Raw genomic sequence first — 25,909 nt, forward strand, 5'->3', positions numbered from 1 at the left:
CTATCTTTCAGTATTTAATACAAATTTCCCTATAATGGCAGCAACAACACCACCAAGAATCGGAGCGACAATAAATACCCATAATTGAGATACAGCTTCTCCTCCAGCAAATAAAGCTGGTGCTAGGCTACGGGCAGGGTTAACTGAAGTTCCTGTTAATGGGATGCCTAGTAAGTGAACTAATACTAACGTGAAACCAATTACTAATCCAGCGAATTGTGCATTACCCCTTTTACCTGTTACAGCAATAATAACTAAAATAAAGACGAATGTTAAAATAAATTCAACTAAGAAAGAGCCTGATAATTCAAGTTTCCCAAAACCATTTTGTCCTAAGTTATCTAAAGACATATTAGCAGATTTTAAAATTGTTACTAATGTTGTAGTTCCTAATAAACCACCTAAAACTTGAGCTAATAAGTAACACCCAAGCTCTTTAGCATTCATTCGTTCGTTTATGAACATGGCAATTGATACTGCTGGGTTTATGTGACATCCAGAAATTGTTCCAATGCTATATGCCATAGCAACAATTGATAAACCAAAAGCCATGGCGATTCCTAAAATACCAATTCCTTCAATTCCGCCGCCTAAAACAGCAGTTCCAGTTCCGAATAATACAAGTACAAAAGTTCCAATAAATTCAGCAATTCCTTTTTTTAGCATAATTTCCCTCCTTAAAATACGCATGAGAACGTATTATAACATAGAATGATGCTGTTCTAATTATAAACAAGGAATGAAAAAATATTCCGATTAAATAAATGATTAAGATTTATACAATTTTAATTACATAAAAAAACATGGTTCTCCAAAGAAGAATCATGTTTTTTTAACGCCCTGTTATGCTGTTTTCTTTTGCCCAGCGACTGGAACAGAACGATTCAAAATACTATTTGTGACCATTCCAGCCATAATGATAATCATCCCAATAAGTGAGAGTCCGATAGGGAATGAACCATTTAAGAAAATGATTTCACCAAGAACAGTAAATATCATCGTTCCGGCTTGTGTTGCTTCTACAGCACCTAGTAAGGAAAGGTTATCTTTTGCTAAATCTGTGGCAAAGAAAAATGTCATTGTCGCAATAACACCTGAACATAGTGCTAATAAAAATCCTTGAAGCATTTGTCCTGATGTTGGTATACCCGTTTCCCAAAAACCATATATTCCAAGAATCACTGCTATAGGAAGACTACCAATCGCCATTCCTAATACACGCTGGAATGTATCAAGGCGTCCCTCTACAACTTCCATCATTTTTCGATTACCAAATGGATATAGGAAAGCTGCAAGAACAACAGGAAGAAAACCAGATATAAATTGAGTTGCTGTAATATGCCCAGCTTCTGTTGCTTGCATGCAAATGACACCGATTAAAATGAAAAGTGATACGTATAAACTACGAAGTGGGATTTTGCCTCGTACACGTTTTGTCCCTGTTTTTGTTTCAGTCGTAATAAAAAATAATGGCGATAGTAGCAAGCCAGCTAGTATTGTAACTTGCCAAGTTCCCGCAACAAGCCAAGCTGGAGAAAAGACAGCTGCAAAGCTTAATAAAGAATAGAAACCGATACCTGCTAAAGACCCCCAGCCTAGCCATGCAAAAGGATGTTTTCGCATTTCTGACCAGAGTCCCCCGAGGTTTTTGCGAAATAAAACGATAAGGAATAAAATAGGAAGAGCGAATAAAAAGCGGAAAGAAGCAGTCCAAGCCCAGCTTGTTCCGGATACATTCATCGCTCTATTAATAATAAATGTTGCAGAGAAAAAAGCTGATGATAAAATACCTAATAATATTGCACGCATGATGCGTAAGCACTCCTTTCGAGATTTGAAACATTTATGTATAGTATAATATACTAAAATTATATAAAAGTAAACTATTTTATACTTCGAGGTGATTTTGTTATTATGAAAGAAAAAGAGGATATGCAAACAAAAGAAGTTATTCAGCAAGTTGGTCAGTTATTACGACAAATTCGTAATGAACAAAAATTAAGTTTAGAAGAATTGGCACAAAAAACGGGAGTTAGTAAATTAACATTAGGAAAAATTGAAAGAGGTGAAACGAATCCAACATTAGCCGTCATCTGGAAAATTACGAAGGGGTTGTCAATCCCGTTGTCGAGATTAATGGTAGTTGGAGAACCAGTAGCTATTTCACGATCAGGGGAAGGGTTTGCGGTAGATGCAGGACAAGCATGGCGATTAGAAACTATATTTCGATATACGAAAGAAACCGGCATGGAGATGCATCGTGCTTGTTTAAGGCCCCGGAGTATATACGAGCCAGAGTCTCACCATGAAGGGGCAATTGAACTCGTTACAGTTATGAAGGGACAAGTTGCGATTCAAGTTGAAAATGATGTGTATGAATTAAATGAATTTGATTCGATTCAGTTTGAAGCGAATAAGAAGCATAGTTATAAAAATGCTGGAGATGAAATAGCTGTTTTGCATTTAACGATGAAGTATTCTTCTTAGCTAAAAAAAGAGCGCTTGTAATAAAGCGCTTTTTTTTTATAGATTTTAACGTTATTTTTGATAAAATATATTTAAGTTGGAATATTCTGAAAAAATAAGATGGATAAGTAGGATAAGGGATGGAGCTAATGAAGAAATTTAGATTATGGAGAATGGTGCAACAAATTCGAAAAAGCCTTCGTTTAAAGTTATTAACATGTTTTTTAGTTGTCGCACTTATTCCGCTTATACTGTTTAGCTGGATGTCATATGAAAAGTCATCCAATCTTGTAAATGAACAGTTTGGGGATTATGGAAAGTTTGCTATATCGCAGCTTCAAACTCAGATTGAATTAACATTAAGCCATATGCATTTAATTGCTAGTGATATTCAAGAGTATTTATCAGACCCGACATTAATTGTTTTGAAAAAAGAAGCACCGAAATCGTATTCGGAATTTATTACTGAGAAAAATTTTGAAAGGTTTTTAGAAGCGCATAAAACAGCACAAACGAAGGGAATCTTTTTAATTACACCTAGCGGTTATTATTATGGAGATCGGTATTTAGATGTGCAGAAACTAAAACAAGAAAAATTTTGGGAAGAACAAGGAGATTTATCACAAGGGTATTGGAATGGGATCTATGTTCCGAACCATTACTCTGTAACTGATAAAAACAAAGTAATTGGATTACTTGTTCCAGTCAAAACATCATTTGGTAGCTTGAAAGATAGCCGGATATTAGTAGAAACAGATGTGACGGATTTATTTAAGTTTGTTGATTCATTAGAAACAGATTTGCATGCGCTGATTACGATTCGGGATGAAAAAAAACAGGTGATTTATACGACGGATGAAAATTATAAAAAAAACAAGGGTGATATCATTTGGGAAAAGCCAATTCCATCAAATAAATGGAGTCTAGAAATTATTATCCCAGAAAAAGAATTTTATCAATCTTCTACAATCATTTTGTTTGTTACATTGATTGGAATTGTTGTATCGCTATGCTTAGCTTTTATGTTGGCATTTTTAATCTCGGCTAAGTTAACGGAAAATGTAACGAATTTGGATTATGCAATATCTCAAGTAAGTAAAGGAGATTTTTATACAAATATACCAGTAAATTCACAAGATGAAGTAGGGAGTTTAACTGTGAATTTTAATAAAATGGTTGTCAAAATTAAATCATTAGTAGAGGAAATATATGAGAAGGAAAAGTTGAAAAAAGAAGCTGAGCTCAAAGCAATTCATTATCAAATTAATCCGCACTTGCTATTTAATACGTTAAATTCGATTCAATGGAAAGCAAAGCTTCAGGGGGCAAATGATGTAAGTGAAATGATTTATCATCTTGTTGCTGTGCTAGAAGGAAATTTAAACTTTGCGAATGACCTTGTTACACTCCAAAGTGAATTAACGATTATTGAGCATTATTTAAAAGTACAGGAAATTCGATTTGGGAATCATTTTTCTTATACACAAAATGTCTCGGTTTCTATGAAAGGGGAGCAAATTCCAAGAATGTCGCTTCAGCCTATATTTGAAAATATATTTTTTCATGCTTTCGATGATGGACACGGAATCATTACATTATCGGCATTTGAAAAGGATAATGGTGACTTATGCATACAGATTACCGATGATGGTCGTGGTATTTTTGATAGGCGGAAACAAAATTTATTACAAGAGCCGTCTGCAGAACAAAGAGGTGGACTTGGATTATATAACATCGATCAAAAATTTAAATTGCATTTTGGGATAGAGTATGGATTAACGATTCAATCAGAAGAAAAGAAAGGGACTATAGTTCAGATTCTTTGGCCAAAGGGGGGAGACAGAAATGAAACGCATTAAAGTGCTCATTGCGGATGACGAGACGATTGTTCGAAGGGGCTTGAAAATGGCGGTAGACTGGTCAGCGTATAATATGGAAGTAGTAGCGGATGTGCCAAATGGTGAGAGAGGATGGGAGGAGTTTGTACAGCATGAGCCAGAAGTAGTTATTACGGATATTGTTATGCCTGTTGTAAATGGAATTGAGTTTGTGAAAATGATTAAACAATATGCGCCGAAAACAAAGGTATTATTATTAAGTTGTCATCGTGATTTTGAATATGCGCAAGAAGGAATTAAACTAGGGGTTTCAGGTTATTTATTGAAAACATCGTTTCATGATGAGGAGCTGGATCAATATTTACGAGCATTTCAAAAAGAGTTAATGATTCATAGGGAAGTAGAAGGGATTGAACAGCAAAAATCTCTCTTTTACGAAGATTTTTTTCAATGGTTATGTGGTTTTCAAAATCAGTTTCAAGAAGTACTTGTGGATTTATTTCGTAATGAATGGAAATGGATGAACGATGGGTATTATGCTTGTTTTATAAGATCGGAATCGAGATTACATCTCATATTACAAGAGGTTGATCAAAAGATACCAAATCCACATGTGAAGATATTATGTGGAAAGGAGCAATGTTTCTTATTTCTTAATGAAAACTATAAGGAAATGATGGAGCAAATGTTTATGGATGTAAAGAGTAACTACGAAGAGCTATATTGGATTACATCAGGGGAGCTGTTCAGCACCGAGCAATGGATGGATTCGGTTAAATCGATGAAGCAATTTGCAGAACTTGAGATTAAGTATAAAGTAACGATTAACAATTGGCCAAAAACAATTAAAGAGGCTATTTTGTATACAATGAATCATTTATCAGAGCCAATTGTTGTTTCAGAAGTGGCAGAGATGGTGGGGCTAAGCAGGAGTCATTTTAGTATGCTTTTTAAAAAGATAATAGGTGAAAGTTTCCATTCTTTTACAGAACGAAGAAAACTTGAACTTGCCATGCAAATGCTTCAAACAACCGCACTTACGATTCAAGAGGTAGCGGAACATATTGGTATTTCAAATAGTAAATATTTTAGTAAATGGTTTAAAAAGTGTACAGGAACAACGCCATCAGAATATCGAGAAAAACAATGTGAAACTTTATTTAAAACAAATTGACACCTTACTTTTGTTAAACGAACAATTTGATAACAAAAATCGAACAAAACGATGTTTTTAACCGCTTTCATAAAAGGTAAAATGAAAGCGGTTAAATTATTTATTCTGAAAAATCAGAAATAATAAAGCTTTTTGGAGAAGGGGAGTGTGTGTAGTGAGAAAAATGGTACATGTATGTCTTAGTTTTATGCTCGTACTTATTGTTTTTTTAGCTGGTTGTAGCTCAAATGAGACTGCAAGTAAAAAATCATCAAAGGATGATGAAAAGGAACAAACATCAAATGATGGAAAAGTATTGCGATTTGCAACTTGGGATGCTGGGAAAAATTTAAAGATCCAGCAGCAAATTGCAAAGAAGTTTGAAGAGAAGAATCCGGGAGTAAAAGTACAGGTGGAGGCTTATGGTGATGGTTTTGATCAAAAGCTCGCAGCATCTTTCGGAGCGAAAAACCCACCGGATGTTATGTATATGTGGAATTTCCCAGCTTACTATAAATCTCTTGAGCCTTTAGATGAACTAGCAAAGAAGGATCCAGATATGAAATTAGATGACTTTTATCAAGGGTTATTTAACTACTCTAGTATTGAAGGGAAATTATATGGTATGCCAGCAGGTTTTACAACGCGGGTTATATATTACAATAAAAAGTTATTTGATAAAGCAAATATTCCATACCCGAAAGATGGATGGACTTGGGATGAGTTTGTAGACACTGCGAAAAAGTTAACAGATGCAAGTAATAAACAATATGGCTTTGCTTTACGACCTGAGCCAGATACGTATGATTTACAAGGGTTTATTTGGAGTAACGGTAGTAGTTTTGTAAGTGAAGATGGGAAACAAATAAAAGGACATATGAATAGTCCAGAAACAATTGAGGTTATGAAATCTTTTCAAAGTATGCTAAAGGATAAAACGGCTGTATTAGTAGGTGGAAAGAATCAACAGAGTGGTGACGATATTTTTAAAGCGAATAAGCTAGCGATGTGGGAGAGTGGAATTTGGCCATTAGAAGGATTTAAAGATGCAAAAATTGATTTTGGTACAGTAGAACCTCCTACATTTAAAGGGAAACCGGTAAAGGGACTTGTTGGTACATCAGCTGTTTCAATTGCAAAGGATGCAAAACAGAAAGAGTTAGCTTGGGAATTTGTTAAATTTTACTCTTCACCAGAAGCGATTAAAATGCGAACTTCTGATTTACCAGTTCGAATCAGTGTTGTGAAAGAACTGAAGAAAGAAGAAGATGCGAATATTAAACCGTTTTACACAATGCTAGAACGTTCAACAAATACACCAGCATTTTTACTTAACCCAAAATGGGATGAAGTAAATCGGAATTTATCAGCGGCAATTAATGCAATTATGCTTGGACAAGATCCAGAGAAATTATTAAATAAAGCGGTTCAAGATTCAGAGAAGTATATGGATAAATAATTGTAAAAGCAAAGAGGTGTGGATGTTGAAATATGGAGTGTCTATAGAGGGTGAAACGAATATAGCCGTCAGAAAAAAGAAAATGAAATGGGAGAAACTCGTTCCTTACGCATTTATATTTCCATGGGTATTTGGCTTTGTAGCCTTTACCCTTGGTCCCCTTTTATTCTCATTGTTTATTAGTTTTTTTGACTGGCCGCTTATTGGAGAAGTTCAATTTATTGGATTAAAAAACTACCAAGATATGTTTCTGAATGATCCGATGTTTTGGGATTCTCTATGGATTACGGTGAAATTTGCAGCATTATTTGTTCCGTTTAATTTAATTATTGCTCTATTTTTAGCGATTTTGCTAAATCAAAAAGTAAAAGGACATGCGTTTTTTCGAACATTTTTCTATTTGCCAAGCGTTATTTCTGGTGTGGCTTTAGCAATGATTTGGGCATGGGTGTATAACGGAGAGTATGGCATTTTGAATTATTTTCTATCGCTTGTTGGTATACAAGGACCCAATTGGTTAAGTGATCCGAACTGGTCGCTCATTGCGATGGTAATTGCAAGTTTATGGGGACAAGGTACGCTTATGCTCATTTTTTTAGCAGGATTAAAAAATATTCCGCAAAACTTGTATGAAGCAGCTTCCATTGATGGAGCTAGCAAAGTACAACAATTTTTCAAAATCACATTGCCAATGTTAACGCCGACAATTTTATTTAATTTAATTACAACAATTATCGGTGCGTTTCAACAATTAACATTAGCGCTTGTATTAACGGGTGGAGGACCATTAAAGTCTACCTATTTTTACGCGATGTATGTATATGAAAATGCATTTAAGTATTTTAAAATGGGCTATTCATCAGCGAATGCTTGGTTTATGTTTTTAATCATTTTAGGGTTAACATTACTTGTTTTTAAATCATCAGCAGCGTGGGTTTATTACGAAAATGAGATGAAGTCGAAGTAGAAAATGAATAAGGAGGATGCGGTGTGAAAACGAAGAAGCGCATACATCGAATTGTAGTGTACGCACTATTAATAGGTTTTTCCATTTTATTTTTATTGCCCTTCTTTTGGATGATTACAACATCTGTGAAATCACCAGAAGAATTATATGTATATCCACCAAAGTGGATTCCATCGGAGTTTAAATTTAGTAATTTTGCAAAGGCGTGGACGAGTCAACCATTTAATACTTTTTTATGGAATTCAATTGTTGTAACAGTATTTTCAACAATCGGACAGTTAATCTCATCATCTTTAGTAGCGTATGGTTTTGCACGCTTTAAATTTAAAGGACGCGATATTTTGTTCATGATTGTGCTAGCGACGATGATGATTCCGTGGGAAGTAACAATGATTCCGCTGTATATGGAATTTAATGCTCTTGGCTGGATTAATACGTTAAAACCGTTAATTATTCCATCTTGGTTTGGCGGTGCGTTTTTTATCTTTTTAATGAGACAATTTATTATGTCTGTTCCAAAGGAGCTTGATGAGGCTGCAAGGATGGATGGTGCGAACGCTTTTCAAGTTTACTACCGTATTTATTTACCGATTATGAAACCGATTTTAATTCTTGTTGCTGTTTTTAATATTTTAGGTTGTTGGAACGATTACCTAGGACCGCTTATTTTCTTAAATGACCAAAGTAAATATACATTAACGCTAGGCTTAGCACAGTTTAAAGGTATGTTTGGCGTTGATATGGAAGGGATTATGGCGGTGACATTGTTAATTAGTATTGTACCTCTTGCCCTCTTCTTTTTCGCACAACGCTATATTGTGGAAGAGTCGGGACATACGGGCCTTAAATAATAGAGTGTAGAAATGATGTGACAAAGTGAATGCAAAAAGGAGGATCGATATGGGACGTAACATGTTAGAAGACTTAGAAAATGTTCAAGTAACAGGGCGGAATCGCATGGAAGGAAGAGCGCATTTTATTCCATTTCAAACTGAACAAGCGGCTCTATCTTTTACGCGTGAAAGCTCTTCTTATTACAAATTGCTGAATGGAATGTGGAAGTTTTTGTACTTAGAATCCCCAAAGCAACTTCCGGAGAAGTTTTTCTTAAGTGAATTTGATTGTAGTGAATGGGATACGATTCATGTACCTGGGCATTGGCAATTGCAAGGATACGGAAAGCCACATTATACCGATTTATATTATCCGTTTCCAGTTCAGCCACCTCATGTTCCATTTGAAAATCAAGTGGGTTGTTATAAGAATGAATTTTATATACCAGAAGGTTGGAACGGTGGATGTATTCGAATTCGATTTGAAGGTGTGGATAGTGCCTTTCATTTATGGATAAATGGAGAAGAAGTGGGATATAGTCAAGGAAGTCGTTTGACGGCAGAGTATGATATTACATCGTTTGTTCATGCCGGAAAGAATACGATGACAGTATGTGTATATAGATGGTGTGATGGATCGTATATAGAAGATCAAGATATGTGGTGGTTAAGTGGTATTTTTCGTGATGTGTACATTGTGCATGAACCTGCTGTACATATTTATGATATGACTTTCTGTACAACACTTGATGAAAATTATGAAAATGGTGTGTTACAACTAAGTACAAAGATTTGTAACGAACAATTACTGCAAACAAATTATGTAATAGAGTATAAGTTTTGTAATAAGAATGGGGAAGTATTGGATAAACATATATCCTATCTGGACTTACAAGGGGAGAAGGTTATAGAGGACACACATTCATTTTTTGTTAAAAGGCCACAGAAATGGTCTGCAGAAGAACCATATTTGTATATTGTATTGTGTACGATTCGAAATGAAAATGGTGAAGTTGTAGAAGTGATTTCACAGAAAATTGGTTTCCGTATGATTGAGATGAAAGATAGGAATCTTCTTGTCAATGGTATTCCTATTATATTTAAAGGGGTGAATCGTCACGATCACGACCCGGATACAGGGAGATATGTCACATATGAAACGATGAAGCAAGATGTAATGCTTATGAAACAGCATAATATTAATGCGGTGCGAACAGCACATTATCCAAATGATCCACGTTTTTATGATCTATGTGATGAGTATGGTTTATATGTAATTGATGAGGCTGATCTAGAATGTCATGGATTTGAGTTAATTGGTAATGCAAACATATTAAGTGATGATCCTGAATGGGAAAATGCTTATGTAGATCGTGTAGAACGTATGGTGCGTCGGGATCGTAATCATCCTTCTATTATTATGTGGTCACTCGGAAATGAATCTGGGTTCGGTTGTAATTTTATTGCAATGGCGAATAAGTGTAGGGAATTGGACCAATCAAGAATCATTCATTACGAAGGGGATCGAGAAACGAAAGTTGCTGATATTTTTAGTACAATGTATTCTTCAGTCGAAAAGATTATTGGTTATGCAGAAGAAGAAAAGTGGGAAAAACCTCATATTTTATGTGAGTATGCTCATGCGATGGGGAATGGACCAGGTGGATTAAAAGAATATTGGGAAGCGATTTATAGTCATAAAAGATTACAAGGTGGCTTTGTTTGGGAATGGATTGATCATGGATTACGTCAAGTGAATGAAAAGGGAGAAGAGTACTTTGCATATGGAGGTAACTTTGGGGATACTCCGCATAATGGTAATTTCTGCATTGATGGACTACTCTTGCCAGATCGAACGCCATCGCCAGCGTTGTTGCAATATAAGAAAATAATCGAACCTATTAAAGTAGGAGAGATAGAGATACGAAGTGGTAGGATTTCGATACAAAATATATACGATTTTCGCTCATTGAAAGGCTATCGTGTGCAGTGGACTGTCAAAAAAGAAGGCAAAGTGATTGTGAGTGATTCTATAGATGCCCCGCCTTTGTTACCGAAAGAGAGTTGTGAAATTCAGCTGCCTTTTATAGATGATATAGCCCTTCATACAGAAGAGGATTGCTATGTAACAGTATCTATTGTATTAGGAGCAGATACAAATTGGGGCGTAGCAGGACATGAAGTAGCTTGGGAACAATTTTGTATTCCAGCTCTGAAAAAGATAAGAAGAAAAAGAGATTCGAAGTTATATGAGCCAGTAACTTTACAAGAAACAACGGAAGAAATTCGAGTTACTGGTGAGAATTTTGTTATTTCTTTTCATCCTGTAACAGGGCGTATGAAAAATTGGACCTTTAAAGGACAAACGCTTATGGAGGAAGGGCCTGAATTAAATATTTGGCGGGCGACAATTGATAATGATATGTATGTAGTTGAAAAATGGAAAGAACAATATGTACATCTCGTAAAGCATGACGTAGCGAGTGTAGAAGCTATGCAACTTGAAAATGGGAGTATAGAAGTTGTTGTAAAAGGAAATCTTTCTCCGCTTGTTGTGAACTGGAAAATTGCCTTTACTTACACGTATGAAATTGAAAGAAGCGGGGCGATGAAAATAGAGATAAAGCTTAATCCAAGCGGTACTTTACCAGAGATGCTTCCGCGAATTGGGCTTGAGATGCGTCTGCCAAAACAATATCAAAATGTAAGTTGGTTTGGACGTGGACCAGGAGAATCATATGTGGATAGTAAAGAAGCTAACAAAATAGATTTGTATGAAATGACTGTAAAAGATTTATTTTTCCCATATGTTTTTCCGCAAGAGACGGGAAATCGAACAGATGTAAAGTGGGTTTCGTTATATGATCAATATCAGGTTGGATTTGTTGCCTATAGTACGCAAGATTTTAATTTTAGTGCCTTGCCTTACACGACAGAAGATTTAGAGAAAGCAGAGCATTTATATGAATTACAAGAAAAAGAGTTTGTTACATTCCATCTAGATTATAAGCAAAATGGTTTAGGAAGCGCAAGTTGTGGGCCGGCTCAGCTTCTGGAGTATCAGTTGAAGCCGGAGTCATGCCAGTTTGAAGTGTACATTGTCCCTTTTAATGGGGATCATAAGCGAGCTTTTGAGATCGTAAAAGAATCTTAAATTACAAGAGAGCCCTTCTATTGCTAGGGCTCTTTCCTAGGGGGATATAAATGTTAGATTTACAACAAGTTCCATTTAGTCGATACGGTTCTTTTTTAGTTATTTCTTTAAACTATGATAACGGATTACTGATTCGAAACATTCGTGGTGGTGACGATGATTTTGGTGAAGTGTTTAAAATAGAGGTATTAAATCGGAAAGGAGAGGTTTTACCATGTGAAGCAAAGATGTCGCCATCTTTACTAACGCTCCAAACTGTAGAAGGAGATGTGAAGATTTGTTTTTCTCATTCTGATACAATTCGTTTTTATTCGGATCAATTGCATCTACGTTTTATTGGGATTACTAGTTCGTATGATTACTGTATTCCAAATGCACAAGGTGGATGGGAAATTAATAGCTTTTCAAAAGAAATGAGATTTCATTTGTCTGCTATAGAAGGGGTTATGCATATGGATGCCCCGTTTGAAGAACTTCGTTGTAAACATATTATTGTTGATATTTATGCGCAAGATGAAGAATCAGGGATTGATGTAGAACTAACGGAATACAAAACAGTATTGCAAAAGCCGAAGGAGGCAAAGACATTCGTGGAGGCGGTGGATGCTGCTGAAGCGGATTTTGTAAATTGGTTACATCATACATTGGCTGTCCCGAAAGATTTATGGAAAGGAAAAGAGTTGGCAGCTTATATTACATGGTCTTGTATGGTGGAAGCGGAAGGGTATTTGCCGCGAAAAGCGATGTATATGTCAAAAAACTGGATGACGAATATATGGAGTTGGGATCATTGTTTTAATGCGATGGCACTAGCGATGCATCAGCCGACAGTGGCGTGGGATCAATTTATGATTTTCTTTGATAAGCAAGATGAGTGTGGTGTATTACCGGATTATATTAACGATAAAAGTGGGCTATGGAATTGCTGTAAACCACCTATTCATGGGTGGACGCTGAAATGGATGATGGAACATACAAACTTTATAACAGAAGAGCATTTACAAGAAGTGTATGAACCATTATGCAAATGGACGGATTGGTGGTTTACATATCGAGATGATGATGGGGATGGGGTTCCTCAATATAATCATGGGAATGATAGTGGTTGGGATAATAGTACGATTTTTCGCCGTGGTGCTCCTATTGAGAGCCCAGACTTAAGTTCATTTCTCATTTTGCAAATGGAAGTATTAGCGGAAGTCGCAGAAAAACTTGGGTTTGAAGAGGAGGCGAAAAGATGGGAAGAGCGAGCAAATACAACGCTTACTCGTATGATTCAACATTGTTGGAGAGAAAACCGTTTTATTGCCCCGCAATCTGGGAATCATTCATATGAAGTATCAGATAGTCTTGTGTTATATATTCCCCTCATTTTAGGGAAAAGGTTGCCGAAAGAAATCATTGAAAACTTACTTACGGAATTGAAAAAAGAAAATCACTTTCTGACAAAACATGGATTTGCTACAGAGAGTGTAAGAAGCCCCTACTATCGAGACGATGGATATTGGCGCGGACCAATTTGGGCACCGACAACATTTATTATGACTGAGGCTTTACAAGCAGTGGATCAAAATGAGTTCGCGAAGGATATTGCCTCTCGTTTTTGCGCGATGGCAAATAAAAGTGGGATGGCTGAAAATTTTCATGCGCAAACTGGGCAAGGATTGCGTGATTTAGCATTTACATGGACTTCTAGTGTATTTCTTATTTTAGCGAATAAGTATTTGTTAACACAAAAAGAAAGTATGCTCCATCAAAAAGTGACAAGATGAAAGAAAGGCACCGATTGGGCACCGGTGCCTTTTAGTAAGAACGCGGCATAAGCAATAAACAAACGAGGTAAGCTAAAAAACCTGTTCCGAAGCATAGAATCGCAATAACCCAAAGGATACGAATCATACTAGCGCTTATATCGAAATATTCTCCTAAACCACCGCATACACCAAATAACATTTTATCAGTTTCGGATCTACGTAACTTTTTTTCCATTATAAAATCCTCTCCTTTTTAATATCACCATGTTTTTTATTTTATGTATTGATGATACCTTATACTTTTATCTTACATGGAAAAGAATATGGAAACTATCGAATTATATTACATTTTTCTGAAAAAAGATTGCAGTTGTGTAAGGGGTTTTTAGGAATATGCACCTAAATAGAAATGAAAAATGTTCTTTTTAAGTGCATATTGTTGTTATTTTCGAAAGCGATAGGGCGCAGTCGTAACAATAACGTTTTGTTTATATAAAAGATATACGCGTAATAATACACTCGATTGATTGTGTAAAACGTTATGCCAGCTCTTTTTAGTGATGAACTGTGGAATAAGAACTGTAACAAAATGATTCTTTTCCTCTGCCTTATGCTGAATCATTGTAATTAATTTTGCAATAGGTCCCATTAAGCTTCGATAAGATGAGACAAATGTAACAAGGCGAATATTTGGCTGCCACTCTTTCCATTTTTCCTGCATACGTATTTCGCTTTCTCTATCAAAAGCTACATATACAGCGATAACGTGATCACCAATTGTTTCCGCGTAATTGATAGATTGTGCGACTACTTTTGTAATACCGGCGATGGGTACGATGACGACATTACCAGTCATTTTTTTAGGGAGTTTCGTGCAATCAATACGTAACTGTTCCCCCACCGCAACGTAATGATTATGAATACGATGAAAGATGAAAACAATGATAGGTAGGAAAATAAGAACGGACCATACGTGTGTAAATTTAGTAATGAAAAAAATGAGAAGTACAGTTAACGAGATGAGGGCACCTAGTAAGTTTGTTAATAATTTGGGCACCCAGCCTTGTGGTTTTTCGCGTATCCACTTTATAATCATCCCTGTTTGTGACAATGTAAAAGGAATAAAAACTCCCACTGCATATAGTGGAATTAATTGTTCGGTTTTGCCTTGAAAGGCCATAATTAAAAAGATGGAACCGATGCCTAGCGTAATAATTCCGTTTGAATATCCTAAGCGATCTCCACGCATTAAATACATACGCGGCATATATTTATCGGATGCTAAATTAAATGCTAAAAGTGGAAATGCTGAAAAACCTGTGTTGGCAGCTAGCACTAAAATAAGAGCAGTTGTTCCTTGAATAAAGTAATATACAAAATTTCTTCCAAATATATTTGAAGCAATTTGGGACACGACAGTTTCATTATGTTTAGGTGCGATTCCATACCAATATGCTAAAAACGTAATACCGGTAAATAAAACGGCAAGAATCATGCCCATGATAACTAGTGTTTTTGCTGCATTTTTTGCAGCCGGTTCTTTAAAGTTTGGAATTGCATTTGAAATGGCCTCTACTCCTGTTAAAGCGGAACAACCAGATGAAAATGCCTTTAACAAAAGGAAGAGTGTAATTCCAGGCACGACAGTTCCCATTGGTGCATGTAAATTGGCGGGAGCTTGTCCGGAAGAAATCTTAAAAATACCTACAATTATTAAAATAACAAGTGCTAATACAAAGAGATAGACCGGATATGCCAATATCGAAGCGGATTCAGTTACGCCTCGTAGGTTTAAAATTGTAATGAACATTACAAGGATGACTGCGATAGGAACAGTATAGGTGTGCAGTGTTGGAAAGGCTGACGTAATAGCATCAGTTCCAGCAGAAACACTTACGGCTACAGTAAGTATGTAATCAACAAGTAGGGATCCTCCCGCAATGAGCCCGGCATTTGTGCCTAAATTTTCTTTTGAAACAACATAAGCACCGCCTCCGTGTGGATAAGAAAAAATGATTTGCCTATATGATAAAAGGAGTGCTGTTAATAAAATAAGAACCCCAATTGCGATGGGAATGGAATACCAAAAAGCAATTGCTCCAAATGCAGCCAGTACAATTAAAATTTGTTCTGTTCCATAAGCAACAGAAGAAAGGGCGTCAGAAGATAGAATAGCGAGTGCTTTTAGTTTATTTAATTTTTGTTCTCCTAGTGCTGTTGATTTAAGGGGTCTACCGATTAGAAATCGTTTAAAGGTCGAAAACATAATGACACCACCAATACATAAAATTTTGTGCGCAAAGCGGATTGTTATGGACACATATATTCCTAGTTGGTAGTATTGGCGTCTTTTTGGTGAATCTTTCTGGAAAGAAGAAGGTAATAACTGGAGTGAAGGGTCTTAGGTGAGAAAGGAATCTTCCCTTCTGTTCATGAAAAATAAAAAATTGCTCGAGTATTAGGACCTAATGAGAAAAAATCGGATAATTATATGTATTATAAGCATTTTTGAGTCTATTATTTAATAATTTTTTTGATGAATAGCAAATATTGTTTGAAAAAGATTTTTTGGAAGTTCTTACATACATATAGGGCATAAATAACATGCCGAAATTCGCCCATTTTCATTCACCTCCTGCACATATTGTTCATACAATATCTTGACTAAATAAACACCCAACTTACACATATACAGCTCTGGCTTAAGCAAGGAGGGTTATACCAGTTGAAGGAAAAAGCATATCAATCTAAACCTTTATTGACAAAGAGAGAGAGAGAAGTGTTTGAATTATTGGTTCAAGATAAAACAACGAAAGAAATTGCAAGTGAACTTTTTATTAGTGAGAAGACAGTACGCAACCATATATCAAATGCAATGCAAAAGCTAGGGGTTAAAGGACGTTCACAAGCGGTTGTTGAGCTTCTTCGTATGGGAGAACTCGAATTATAAACAGATGAAGTCGACTTTTTTATAAAAGGTCGGCTATTTTTCTGTCTTGCAAATTATGAAGAAAAGGAGCAAAATAAAAAAGTCCCTGGTCTATACAGGTACATATTTAAAAATCTACTAAAAAAGGATGCTTTAGTTTATATGATCTAAAGTATGTAAGATATATTCGTATGCAAAAATAAGATGATGAATGAGAAAATGGGTGATTATGTTGAATAGAGCAATTGGTGTTATTGATTCGGGAGTAGGAGGATTAACAGTAGCGAAAGAGTTAATTCGTCAGCTGCCCAAAGAGCGTATTATATATTTAGGAGATACAGCACGTTGTCCTTATGGTCCACGTTCTCGCGAGGAAGTGCGTCAATTCACATGGGAAATGACAGAGCATTTATTGGCACTTGATATTAAGATGTTAGTCATTGCTTGTAATACGGCAACTGCGGTTGTACTAGAAGAGATGCAAAAGCAATTACCAATCCCGGTAGTGGGTGTCATTCATCCGGGTTCGCGTACAGCCTTGAAAGTGACGAATACGTACCATGTTGGTATTATTGGAACAATTGGAACGGTAAAAAGTGGCGCGTATGAAGAGGCGCTAAAATCTATTAATAATCGTGTTATGGTAGAGAGTTTAGCGTGTCCGCCGTTTGTTGAACTTGTAGAAAGTGGAAACTTTGAGAGTGAGATGGCGTATGAGGTTGTTAGAGAAACGTTGCAACCATTAAAAAATACTGAAATCGATACGCTGATTTTAGGGTGTACACATTATCCGATTCTAGGTCCAGTTATTAAGCGGGTAATGGGGGATAAGGTGCAGTTAATTAGTTCTGGAGATGAAACGGCTCGTGAAGTGAGCACAATCTTATATCATAGTAAGATGTTAAATGAAGGAGAAGAGCAAAGCGATCATCTCTTCTTAACAACAGGGAAAATTGATTTATTCAAAGAAATTGCATCTAAATGGTTTGGACAACCGATTGAAAATGTAAAGCATATTAATTTATAAGTAAAATAGTATATTCGTATGAAAACTCCTAAGAAATTAGGAGTTTTTTATTTTGTAAATTGTAAGATAAGTTTTCATTGCTTGTTCTAAAATGATAAAAAGCTCGTATACATGTAGTACAAACTTAGATTTTAGGGGGAAATGGTATGCCTAAATCCACTTTTAAATGGCTTGTTTGTACGGCAGTAAGCGCAGCTTTACTAACAGGGTGCGGTTTGTTAAATAAGGAGAAAGAGACGGAACAAATTGATCCGCCGAAAAAAGTTTCGTATACAGAAGGTGAGAAGAAAGATACTGCCAAGAAAGGTAAGCAAGAGCAAACGACACAAAGGGAATTATATCTTGTTGATAAAAATGGTTATGTGGTGCCACAAACGTTAGCATTGCCTACTCCAAAACAAAATGAAGTTGTGAAACAAACATTAGAATACTTAGTGAAGGATGGTCCAGTAGAGAACTTACTACCAAATGGGTTTAGGGCAGTTCTTCCAGCAGGTACAACAATGACTATGGATTTGAAAAAGGATGGTACGGCAGTCATTGATTTTTCAAAGGAAATGAAGAGTTATAAAAAAGAAGAAGAACGTCAAATTATTGAGTCAGTTGCTTGGACATTAACACAATTTAAAGAGATTAAACAAGTGAAGTTTCAAATAAATGGTGAAAAATTAGCGAAGATGCCAGTTGCTGGTACACCAATTGGTGAAGGTGTGAGCCGTGCTGATGGCATTAATTTTGATGATGAACAAGTAGCAGATATCACGAATACGAAGTCAGTGACACTTTATTTCTTAGCGCAAAATAATAAAAAACAGTACTATGTGCCCGTGACGCGCCGTGTAGCAGAGGGGAAAGAACATGAGGTTACGACGGTTATAAATGAGCTTGTGAAAGGGCCGTCTGGTTCATCGTTACTTAATGATTTTAATCCGGATGTTAAGTTGGTTAGTGAGCCAAAACTACAAGATGGAAAGTTAACATTGAACTTTAACGAAAATATATATGCAAACAAAGATAAAAACATGATTTCAAATCATGTGTTACAATCAATCGTTTTATCTTTGACAGAAAAGCAAGGAGTGAAAAACGTTTCTATTGAAGTGAATGGTAAAGCAAATCTTATGAACGAGAAAGGTGAGAAACTAACAAAACCTGTTGATCGTCCACAAAACGTGAATACAGGTAGTTTTTAATCGTAAATAATTTGATATAATTATGTAAGAAAGGGGAATTTCTTTTTGAATTCCCCTTCTTATTGTTATACATATCAGCAATTGAAAATGGGCTATACTAACAGTTAGTAGTTACTAGGGGGTTATTTTATGCGAGTAGATGGTAGACAAGCGGCAGAACTGCGTCATATACGTCTTCATACAAATTATTTAAAACATCCAGAAGGGTCTGTTCTGATTGAAGTTGGAGATACGAAGGTTATTTGTTCGGCAACAATTGAAGAACGTGTGCCGCCATTTATGAGAGGCGAAGGAAAAGGCTGGGTAACAGCAGAATACGCGATGATTCCACGCGCAACAGAGCAGCGTACAATTCGTGAGTCCAGTAAAGGGAAAGTAACTGGTCGTACGATGGAAATTCAACGTTTAATTGGACGAGCATTACGTGCGGTTGTTGATTTGGAAGCGCTTGGAGAAAGAACAGTTTGGATTGACTGTGACGTTATTCAAGCAGATGGTGGAACAAGAACTGCTTCGATTACAGGCGCTTATGTCGCAATGGTATTAGCATTTGAAAAGTTATTACAAGCAGAAAAAGTATCTAAAATTCCAGTGAAAGATTATTTAGCTGCAACGTCTGTTGGAATTGTTGAAGATCAAGGTGTAGTATTAGATTTAAACTATGCTGAAGATTCTAAAGCTGATGTTGATATGAACGTCATTATGACAGGAAAAGGCCAGTTTGTTGAAGTACAAGGAACTGGAGAAGAAGCGACATTTAGCCGTGCGGAGTTAAATGAATTACTTGATGCAGCTGAACAGGGAATTCTACAACTCGTTGAAAAACAAAAAGAAGCATTAGGCAACATCGTATCTCACATAGAGTAGAGGTGGAAAATATGAAACAAGTTGTTGTTGCAACGAAAAACGCGGGGAAAGTGCGTGAATTTGCAGAGTTATTCGAGAGATTTGATTTAGAAGTAAAATCTCTTCATGACTTCCCTCATATAGAAGAAGTCGAGGAGACTGGTGAAACGTTTGAAGAAAATGCAATTTTGAAAGCGGACAGTTTATGTAAACAGTTAAATTCAATCGTTATTGCAGATGATTCCGGTTTAATTGTTGATGCATTGAATGGAAATCCTGGTGTGCGCTCTGCTCGCTATGCTGGTGAACAAAAAGATGACCAGGCGAATATTGATAAAGTTTTAACAGAATTAGATGGCGTTTCGATGGAAAAGCGTACAGCACGTTTTTATTGTGCGTTAGCAGTTGCTTTTCCAGAAGAGGATAAAGAACCAGTTATTGTAAATGGCACGTGTGAAGGGAAGATTTTAGAACAGCCTCGTGGTGAAAATGGTTTCGGATATGATCCAATCTTTTATGTAGAAGAATATAAACGAGCAATGGCTGAGTTAACTTCAGACGAGAAAAATGAAATTAGTCACCGCGGGCGTGCTCTTCGTAAGTTAGAAGAGAAATTTCAAGCGTGGTTTTTAGACGAAGAATAAGGGAGAGAGACCGATGAGGGCTTTGATTGTAAGCGATAGTCACGGTTCTACGAAAGAATTACAGCAATTAAAGGATACATATGAGGGAAATGTAGATGTTATGATTCATTGCGGTGATTCAGAGTTAACACCAGAGCATCCAGATTTACAAGGGTTCCAAGTAGTAAAAGGAAATTGCGATTTCTATAATGGTTTTGACGAAGAAATCATTACTGATGTAGAGGGGATACGTTTTTTTGCTACGCATGGTCATCGGTACAATGTTAAAATGAGTTTGCAAACACTTTTATACCGTGCAAAAGAAGTGGAAGCGAATATTGTTTGTTTTGGACATTCTCATATGTTGGGAGCGGAATTTATTGATGATATTTTATTCATCAATCCTGGAAGTATTTTATTACCGCGTTCCCGTAAAGAAAAAACATTTACTTTGTTAGAAATAAATGAAAATGACATTGAAATTCGATTTGAAACATTAGGTGGAAAAGTTGTCGCACATAAAACTTTTCAAAGAGGATAAGAAAAATTATCCTCTTTGAAAAAAAGTGTTGACTTTATCCTCGTGTGCAAATATAATAAAACTTGTCGATAAGACATCGGCAAAAAAATAAAAACAATATATGCGGGTGTAGTTTAGTGGTAAAACAAGAGCCTTCCAAGCTCTGGTCGAGAGTTCGATTCTCTTCACCCGCTCCATGTCCCAGTAGCTCAGCAGGATAGAGCAACGGCCTTCTAAGCCGTCGGTCGGGAGTTCGAATCTCTCCTGGGACGCTAAAAAAACCTTGTTATTTTTTAATAACAAGGTTTTTTCTTTTTAAAGAAAACGTCTTTTTTAGAACTAACGTTCTATTTGATGTATAATGATCTTATCAAATAAAAAGAGGTGAGAACAGGTGAAGAAAGCGCATTTTTCGAAACGGATCTACAAGATAGATGTACCGCATGAAATGGTAGATGCATTGGCAGAGACAGTCGAAACATTTAATCGAGCGAAACGATTTGCATTTCAAACGATTGTTCGTGAAAAACGTTGGAGCCGTAAGTTGTATACAGACAGTCTTCATCTCGTTCTCAAGCGGAAATATCAATTGAATGATTATTATGCAAACAGTGTAGCGCAAGAAGCAAAGGCATTGTTTACAGGTTTAATGGCGTTACAAAAACGATATGAGAAGCAAACGCAAGAGAAGCTTAAGAAGCTCAAGAAAAAGTTGAAACAAGAACGGACAAAACTAACAAATCTTCGCAAAATCAAACAAAGTTGTGTGAAAGGAACGCTGACGTTTCCGAAAAACACCCGCTTCGCGAAGCACAACAACCTCATCTCCTTATCCCGTAAAAAAGACACCTTAATTTGGCTAAATGAATATCTGTTTGAACACCAATACTTAGATGTGCAAATCAAAAGAATTCAGGCAAAAATTGGTCATCTCACCCACAGACAATCCCGTTTAACCCAAAAACTTTCATCCGATCAAACGCATATTCCAAGCGCAGTATTTGGAAGTAAAAAACTGTTTTGCTCGCAATTTACCATCCGCGAGTTTGTACGTAACCATGACAAATGGAAAACATTATTTTCTCGTGCTCTAAATAAACAACTGATCCTATCTGGTCGGAAAGATGCCAAACATGGCAATTTTGTATTTCAGTATGTGCTCGAGACAAAAGAATTGTGGATGACGACAAGTTCTGGGAAAACACTTATGTTTCCAGCTGTTACGTTCCCGTATGGACAAGAAATGATTGAAGAAGTAATCACAACCCAATTACAGTGTAAGAATAAGAAAAAGGATGGCAAACCGATTGCGTGGTCTGTGGAAGACCACGGGGAGTATTACATTGTAAAATGTTTAGTCGATGTGCCGAAAAACCCTCATACGAATTACAGTACATCAGATGGTATGATCGGTGTAGATTGTAATCTTGAGCATGTTGCTTGGGCAAATGTAACGAAGGATGGGAATTATAAAGGAAGTGGCTCCCTTCATTTTTCTATTATGGGTAAATCTACAGGACAAATCACAAAAATCATCGAAGTGGAAGTGATTCGCTTAGTGGACTTAGCGGAGCGGTATAACAAACCAATTGTACTAGAGAAATTAGATACGACCCAATCGAAAACAGGGAATCGATATGGAAATAAACATGTGAATCGGATGAAGAGTATGTTTGCATATGAGAAGATGACAAGTGCCATTCTGAATCGTGCAGATAAAAGGGGCGTGGCTGTCTTTCAAGTGAATCCCGCTTATACTTCAATCTCCGGAAAGATGAAATACATGCGAAAATTCGGGATTTCTATTCATCAATCCGCGGCCTTTATAATTGGTCGTCGTGGATTAGGATATAAAGAAAAAGTGCCTCGGGTTCTGAAATCTTATATTCCAAAGAAAGAAGCGCACCACTGGAGTCATTGGCATCAATTAAACAATCAATTGGATATTCGCACGCATCATTTCTATCAGCTATATGATGTAGATCAACCGCAAGAGGCATTACAAATCGAGCGATTACACTTGTTTGAAAATGAAAAGAAAAAACTAGCAAAACTATCTGTATGATAAAGAAGAACACTTTGTCCCAGATTTTTACGCTTATTACCAGAGCAGATAATAAGTCTAGGAACTGGATGCATGACAAAGTGTTCTAGCCTCGATATAAGAAAAAGTAGTTGTACCTATTTTGTTTGCCTTTCGTCGGAAGATAGAATGGGTCGTCTTACATTCCATATAGACACTACCGAACTCTATATCGTTGTATCCTCTTTGTTGAACGAGAGGAACTGTTTTTGTGAGGACAGAGACAGGAGAATCCCCCACCTCAAGCTCTTGTAGAGGTAGGTGGGGGTAGTTCAATTATCTTTAAATTAGTTATTAATAAATTTCTCAAACACGAATCCATAATCTTTCACGTTATATTGCTTCTTCGTATCAACAAGCCAATTAAACGCAATTTGGTTCATTTCTTTAAATTGCTCTGCTAAATTAACTTGTGCATTTGTAATGCGGCTAAATGTGTTAGAAGCCATGTCTAAGCTTTTATGAGCGTATTGTAATGTAATATCGTTCTCGTATGAAATCTCCTCGATTTTGAGAAGGGCTTTATATAGATCTTTTAATTCTTCGATATGTTTTTTATGAACATCAATGGAGTAATATTCATCACCCATATGGAACTTAATTTCTACATCTAAATCGATTGTGCCAGCAGTTTCTAGCGCTACATTTCTAATTTGATATTTACTGTAGCTAAAGCGACGTAGTGTGCGTTTTTTACTCGCTGCACTCGTGCCATCTAAGTGAATTAAACCTTTGTTTGTAAAGCAATATTCATCTGATTTTGATTTAATGAGAAAATAAATTTTTTCCCCATCTTCATGCATAACATAATCATCGGCATCGACTTTATCATAATCTTTCGGTGTGATTACAGAACCTACATCGCTTAGCCCAAGAACATCAGCAGCTACTTTTTTGAACATATGTATCATCCCCTTTTTGTGTTCTGAATTGTACGAAAATATACTATCATTTTTTGCGGAAAATTTATATGGTTTAAATGAAAATTTTGAAGGAGGGATTGTGAACGAATTACCGAACTTTGTTTAGAGAATAACTTTAATCCGAAATCATTTAGTAAATCAATTAGCTTACGAATAGACCCTCCGAAGAATCAGCAAGAAAAGAACGTTCATTTTGTAGATAACTATAGAGAAATTCCGTAAAAACCACTTTCAATTATGTTAAGTGGTTTTATTTCATATTTGAAATCTTACAATTCTGTAAGGTAGATGTAAGGAAGTTCGATGGTAACAAATGGTCAGTTCTTTATAATGGAGGTAACAAAGATGAAACGAGGAGGAATAAAAAATGAAAGGGTTAGTTGTAACAGCTTTAACAGTAGCTTTTGGATTTGTTGCATATGAGAAATTAATAGATGTAATTGATATCGTAAAACATTTAGTAGCATAGATAGAATCGTTATGAGAGGGAATGGGTAGATGAATGGAATGGTTATTCGGAATTATAGGTGTCTGTAGTGTTATACTATTGTTATTTGTCCCAAGTGGAATACTGAGCCCCACTACAAGTTTATTTTTTATGTGTTTACTTGCCTGTATTATGCTTATTATTATGTTTCTGATGAAACAAAGTAAGTCAATCTTCTTTTTTAGCATGATTGTTGTTACAATTATTGTTCTCCAAATCATTACTCTTTTCGTATATCCTACAATTATAAAAGCTTTCCATTGATTAGAAAATCCTCTGCGTTATTTGCTGAGGTTTTTTACTGTGTATAAAGAGGTTTTTTTGATGTAACTTTTTCATTTTAATTATAAAAGTTAAATATTTTCATATTTCAAATAAATGTATTTGGAATGTTGTTTTCTTAACAGTCATTTGTTATATTTACTTTGAAGAGATTTAAAATCTAAAAAAAGAGGCGGACGTATGGATAAAAAGGAAAATACGGTCGTATTGTTTCCACAGTTGTCGGATCGTTATATTGATCAAGGGTTTTTGGCGCTGCGGGAGCGAAAGTTCGAAGATGCATTGCGCTGTTTTGAAATATTGCGTCAGTATAATGGAGAAACAGAACAAACAGAATTAGCTTCAGTTATTTGTTTATTAGAATTAAAGCGAATGGAAGAATCGAAAGAACGATGTGAGGAGTTGCTTGAAACAGGGACAGTCTTGTTTGGGGATATTCTTGAAACATACGTTACAATTTTAGTTCAAACAAATGATTATGTAGGTGTAATTGAAACTGTTGAAGAGGTTTTGCAGAAGAAAGAATTGACCGTAGAGCAAAGAGAAAAATTAGCGCAACTTGCCCAGTTTGCTGAGAATATGCTAAGTGGTGAGGAAGCACCACCAATAGAATCAGATTTTGATTTGGAAGAATTCTCGGAGAATCTATTTGTGGAAAGTTTTGGGCAACAATTGCAAGTGATTAATGCTCTATTACTTAAAGATCTTGAAAAAGCTTTGCCAGCTTTACAGAAATTTCTTATTGATGAAACGCGACATCCGTATTTAAAAACTTCCATTATATACAAAATGGTAGAAAAGCGTATGGAAGAAGAAATAGAAGTAGAGAAATTTGGCGAAAGAATAATGATTATCCCAGCTCATTTGGGTCATAATGATGAGTATTCGAAAAAAGTTATACATATATTATCTAATCGATTAGAAAATGATCATCCTGATATATTTGAGGCAATTATTACATATTGGAGAGAAATGCAAACTAGTATTTTCCCGTTCCCGTTATTAATGGATAAGCATGAAGTATGGGCTGCTGTTTTAGAGAGAATCGGAAGAAAACGTTTTGGATTGATAATCGATGAAGAGGAACTGATGGCAGCGTATAATATTACGGTTGAGGAGTTTCATATTGCTTATCAATGGTTTTTACGTGTGGAAAGAGAAGGGCATTTACCAGTATAATTACGAAAAAGAATCGTTCAGTTATTGAAACGAGAATATTCTATGTTATAATGTAAGGGTTGCAAAAGGCTGAATTATGCCTGTTTGTAAGAGGAGAGAAGTATAATTCTCTTACTTAATATGTTTCATATTATTCTCGAACAAAATATACCGTGTTTGTCTTATAGACAAATAATAGATTGAGAATTACGTG

At 35.9% G+C, this 25,909-nt stretch carries 22 protein-coding genes and 2 tRNA genes; 19 read left to right on the forward strand and 5 right to left on the reverse strand.

Annotated features, from left to right (window positions below; all coding sequences use genetic code 11):
• Positions 1-666, reverse strand: coding sequence for an aquaporin (locus AC1M36_RS05650; RefSeq protein ID WP_479845641.1), 666 nt, complete (start codon positions 664-666; stop codon positions 1-3).
• A gap of 177 nt (positions 667-843) precedes the next feature.
• Positions 844-1,809, reverse strand: coding sequence for a DMT family transporter (locus AC1M36_RS05655; protein ID WP_479845642.1), 966 nt, complete (start codon positions 1,807-1,809; stop codon positions 844-846).
• Between the two features lie 105 nt (positions 1,810-1,914).
• Between AC1M36_RS05655 and AC1M36_RS05660 the strand changes: the two genes are divergently transcribed.
• The 8 genes from AC1M36_RS05660 to AC1M36_RS05695 all read left to right on the forward strand — a co-directional run bounded on the left by AC1M36_RS05660 (position 1,915) and on the right by AC1M36_RS05695 (position 13,642).
• Positions 1,915-2,487, forward strand: a complete 573-nt coding sequence (locus tag AC1M36_RS05660; RefSeq protein WP_336450278.1) for a helix-turn-helix domain-containing protein — start codon at positions 1,915-1,917, stop codon at positions 2,485-2,487.
• A gap of 119 nt (positions 2,488-2,606) precedes the next feature.
• On the forward strand, positions 2,607-4,325 hold the full coding sequence (locus AC1M36_RS05665; protein WP_479845643.1) for a sensor histidine kinase: 1,719 nt from the start codon (positions 2,607-2,609) through the stop codon (positions 4,323-4,325).
• Positions 4,312-5,478, forward strand: coding sequence for a response regulator transcription factor (locus AC1M36_RS05670; RefSeq protein WP_336450276.1), 1,167 nt, complete (start codon positions 4,312-4,314; stop codon positions 5,476-5,478). Before AC1M36_RS05665 ends, AC1M36_RS05670 begins: the two co-directional genes overlap by 14 nt.
• Positions 5,479-5,665: 187 nt before the next feature.
• Positions 5,666-6,916, forward strand: coding sequence for an ABC transporter substrate-binding protein (locus AC1M36_RS05675; RefSeq protein ID WP_479845679.1), 1,251 nt, complete (start codon positions 5,666-5,668; stop codon positions 6,914-6,916).
• A gap of 22 nt (positions 6,917-6,938) precedes the next feature.
• Entirely contained in the window at positions 6,939-7,883 is a 945-nt protein-coding gene (locus AC1M36_RS05680) for a carbohydrate ABC transporter permease (protein WP_336450275.1), read from the forward strand.
• 23 nt (positions 7,884-7,906) lie between these two features.
• Positions 7,907-8,734, forward strand: a complete 828-nt coding sequence (locus AC1M36_RS05685; RefSeq protein ID WP_336450274.1) for a carbohydrate ABC transporter permease — start codon at positions 7,907-7,909, stop codon at positions 8,732-8,734.
• Between the two features lie 49 nt (positions 8,735-8,783).
• Positions 8,784-11,870, forward strand: a complete 3,087-nt coding sequence (gene lacZ / locus AC1M36_RS05690; protein ID WP_479845644.1) for a beta-galactosidase, LacZ type — start codon at positions 8,784-8,786, stop codon at positions 11,868-11,870.
• Between the two features lie 50 nt (positions 11,871-11,920).
• A complete protein-coding gene (locus AC1M36_RS05695; RefSeq protein WP_336450272.1) occupies positions 11,921-13,642 on the forward strand; it encodes an amylo-alpha-1,6-glucosidase in 1,722 nt (573 codons plus the stop codon).
• 31 nt (positions 13,643-13,673) lie between these two features.
• On the opposite strand, the gene AC1M36_RS05700 is transcribed toward AC1M36_RS05695, so the two are convergent.
• Together AC1M36_RS05700 and AC1M36_RS05705 are read right to left on the reverse strand one after the other, a co-directional pair.
• Entirely contained in the window at positions 13,674-13,859 is a 186-nt protein-coding gene (locus tag AC1M36_RS05700) for a PspC domain-containing protein (protein ID WP_026593550.1), read from the reverse strand.
• Between the two features lie 207 nt (positions 13,860-14,066).
• Positions 14,067-15,890 (reverse strand): APC family permease, encoded by a 1,824-nt coding sequence (locus AC1M36_RS05705; RefSeq protein ID WP_336450271.1) that lies wholly within the window; start codon positions 15,888-15,890, stop codon positions 14,067-14,069.
• Between the two features lie 459 nt (positions 15,891-16,349).
• On the opposite strand from AC1M36_RS05705, the gene gerE reads away from it, so the two are divergent.
• The 9 genes from gerE to AC1M36_RS05750 all read left to right on the forward strand — a co-directional run bounded on the left by gerE (position 16,350) and on the right by AC1M36_RS05750 (position 22,827).
• On the forward strand, positions 16,350-16,574 hold the full coding sequence (gerE, locus tag AC1M36_RS05710) for a spore germination transcription factor GerE (protein WP_000659494.1): 225 nt from the start codon (positions 16,350-16,352) through the stop codon (positions 16,572-16,574).
• A 190-nt stretch (positions 16,575-16,764) separates the two neighbouring features.
• The gene (racE, locus tag AC1M36_RS05715; protein ID WP_420792321.1) at positions 16,765-17,580 is read left to right on the forward strand and encodes a glutamate racemase; all 816 of its coding nucleotides are present in this window, start codon (positions 16,765-16,767) and stop codon (positions 17,578-17,580) included.
• Between the two features lie 146 nt (positions 17,581-17,726).
• On the forward strand, positions 17,727-18,773 hold the full coding sequence (locus AC1M36_RS05720; protein ID WP_479845645.1) for a GerMN domain-containing protein: 1,047 nt from the start codon (positions 17,727-17,729) through the stop codon (positions 18,771-18,773).
• A gap of 129 nt (positions 18,774-18,902) precedes the next feature.
• Positions 18,903-19,640: a ribonuclease PH gene (rph, locus tag AC1M36_RS05725; RefSeq protein ID WP_336450269.1), complete on the forward strand. Its 738-nt coding sequence runs from the start codon at positions 18,903-18,905 to the stop codon at positions 19,638-19,640.
• An 11-nt stretch (positions 19,641-19,651) separates the two neighbouring features.
• Complete coding sequence (locus AC1M36_RS05730; RefSeq protein ID WP_336450268.1) at positions 19,652-20,263, forward strand: XTP/dITP diphosphatase; 612 nt, start codon at positions 19,652-19,654, stop codon at positions 20,261-20,263.
• A 13-nt stretch (positions 20,264-20,276) separates the two neighbouring features.
• Positions 20,277-20,783 carry a metallophosphoesterase gene (locus AC1M36_RS05735; RefSeq protein ID WP_336450267.1) on the forward strand — a complete coding sequence of 169 codons (507 nt, stop codon included), beginning with the start codon at positions 20,277-20,279 and terminating at the stop codon, positions 20,781-20,783.
• Between the two features lie 102 nt (positions 20,784-20,885).
• A tRNA-Gly gene (locus AC1M36_RS05740) sits at positions 20,886-20,959 on the forward strand.
• A gap of 1 nt (position 20,960) precedes the next feature.
• A tRNA-Arg gene (locus tag AC1M36_RS05745) sits at positions 20,961-21,034 on the forward strand.
• A gap of 122 nt (positions 21,035-21,156) precedes the next feature.
• A complete protein-coding gene (locus AC1M36_RS05750; RefSeq protein ID WP_336450266.1) occupies positions 21,157-22,827 on the forward strand; it encodes an IS200/IS605 family accessory protein TnpB-related protein in 1,671 nt (556 codons plus the stop codon).
• A gap of 305 nt (positions 22,828-23,132) precedes the next feature.
• Here AC1M36_RS05750 and AC1M36_RS05755 read toward each other — a convergent pair whose 3' ends face one another.
• Positions 23,133-23,747 carry a PH domain-containing protein gene (locus tag AC1M36_RS05755; protein WP_174098826.1) on the reverse strand — a complete coding sequence of 205 codons (615 nt, stop codon included), beginning with the start codon at positions 23,745-23,747 and terminating at the stop codon, positions 23,133-23,135.
• 523 nt (positions 23,748-24,270) lie between these two features.
• On the opposite strand from AC1M36_RS05755, the gene AC1M36_RS05760 reads away from it, so the two are divergent.
• Both AC1M36_RS05760 and AC1M36_RS05765 read left to right on the forward strand, forming a co-directional pair.
• Complete coding sequence (locus AC1M36_RS05760; RefSeq protein WP_336450265.1) at positions 24,271-24,519, forward strand: hypothetical protein; 249 nt, start codon at positions 24,271-24,273, stop codon at positions 24,517-24,519.
• 198 nt (positions 24,520-24,717) lie between these two features.
• Positions 24,718-25,716 (forward strand): hypothetical protein, encoded by a 999-nt coding sequence (locus tag AC1M36_RS05765; protein ID WP_336450264.1) that lies wholly within the window; start codon positions 24,718-24,720, stop codon positions 25,714-25,716.
• Positions 25,717-25,909 lie beyond the last annotated feature (193 nt).

The sequence above is a fragment of the Bacillus sp. Medicinal_06 genome, from assembly GCF_056711665.1.

What these genes read in the sequence shown, in the direction of transcription:
- AC1M36_RS05680 (WP_336450275.1), top strand. Translation starts at nt 6,939, where the DNA reads ATGTTGAAATATGGAGTGTCTATAGAGGGTGAAACGAATATAGCCGTC.
- AC1M36_RS05730 (WP_336450268.1), top strand. Translation starts at nt 19,652, where the DNA reads ATGAAACAAGTTGTTGTTGCAACGAAAAACGCGGGGAAAGTGCGTGAA.
- AC1M36_RS05705 (WP_336450271.1), bottom strand. Translation starts at nt 15,890, where the DNA reads ATGTTTTCGACCTTTAAACGATTTCTAATCGGTAGACCCCTTAAATCA.
- AC1M36_RS05660 (WP_336450278.1), top strand. Translation starts at nt 1,915, where the DNA reads ATGAAAGAAAAAGAGGATATGCAAACAAAAGAAGTTATTCAGCAAGTT.
- AC1M36_RS05670 (WP_336450276.1), top strand. Translation starts at nt 4,312, where the DNA reads ATGAAACGCATTAAAGTGCTCATTGCGGATGACGAGACGATTGTTCGA.
- AC1M36_RS05700 (WP_026593550.1), bottom strand. Translation starts at nt 13,859, where the DNA reads ATGGAAAAAAAGTTACGTAGATCCGAAACTGATAAAATGTTATTTGGT.
- rph (WP_336450269.1), top strand. Translation starts at nt 18,903, where the DNA reads ATGCGAGTAGATGGTAGACAAGCGGCAGAACTGCGTCATATACGTCTT.
- AC1M36_RS05735 (WP_336450267.1), top strand. Translation starts at nt 20,277, where the DNA reads ATGAGGGCTTTGATTGTAAGCGATAGTCACGGTTCTACGAAAGAATTA.
- AC1M36_RS05755 (WP_174098826.1), bottom strand. Translation starts at nt 23,747, where the DNA reads ATGTTCAAAAAAGTAGCTGCTGATGTTCTTGGGCTAAGCGATGTAGGT.
- AC1M36_RS05655 (WP_479845642.1), bottom strand. Translation starts at nt 1,809, where the DNA reads ATGCGTGCAATATTATTAGGTATTTTATCATCAGCTTTTTTCTCTGCA.
- lacZ (WP_479845644.1), top strand. Translation starts at nt 8,784, where the DNA reads ATGGGACGTAACATGTTAGAAGACTTAGAAAATGTTCAAGTAACAGGG.
- AC1M36_RS05720 (WP_479845645.1), top strand. Translation starts at nt 17,727, where the DNA reads ATGCCTAAATCCACTTTTAAATGGCTTGTTTGTACGGCAGTAAGCGCA.
- AC1M36_RS05760 (WP_336450265.1), top strand. Translation starts at nt 24,271, where the DNA reads ATGGAATGGTTATTCGGAATTATAGGTGTCTGTAGTGTTATACTATTG.
- AC1M36_RS05675 (WP_479845679.1), top strand. Translation starts at nt 5,666, where the DNA reads ATGCTCGTACTTATTGTTTTTTTAGCTGGTTGTAGCTCAAATGAGACT.
- racE (WP_420792321.1), top strand. Translation starts at nt 16,765, where the DNA reads ATGAGAAAATGGGTGATTATGTTGAATAGAGCAATTGGTGTTATTGAT.
- AC1M36_RS05765 (WP_336450264.1), top strand. Translation starts at nt 24,718, where the DNA reads ATGGATAAAAAGGAAAATACGGTCGTATTGTTTCCACAGTTGTCGGAT.
- AC1M36_RS05650 (WP_479845641.1), bottom strand. Translation starts at nt 666, where the DNA reads ATGCTAAAAAAAGGAATTGCTGAATTTATTGGAACTTTTGTACTTGTA.
- AC1M36_RS05665 (WP_479845643.1), top strand. Translation starts at nt 2,607, where the DNA reads ATGGAGCTAATGAAGAAATTTAGATTATGGAGAATGGTGCAACAAATT.
- AC1M36_RS05695 (WP_336450272.1), top strand. Translation starts at nt 11,921, where the DNA reads ATGTTAGATTTACAACAAGTTCCATTTAGTCGATACGGTTCTTTTTTA.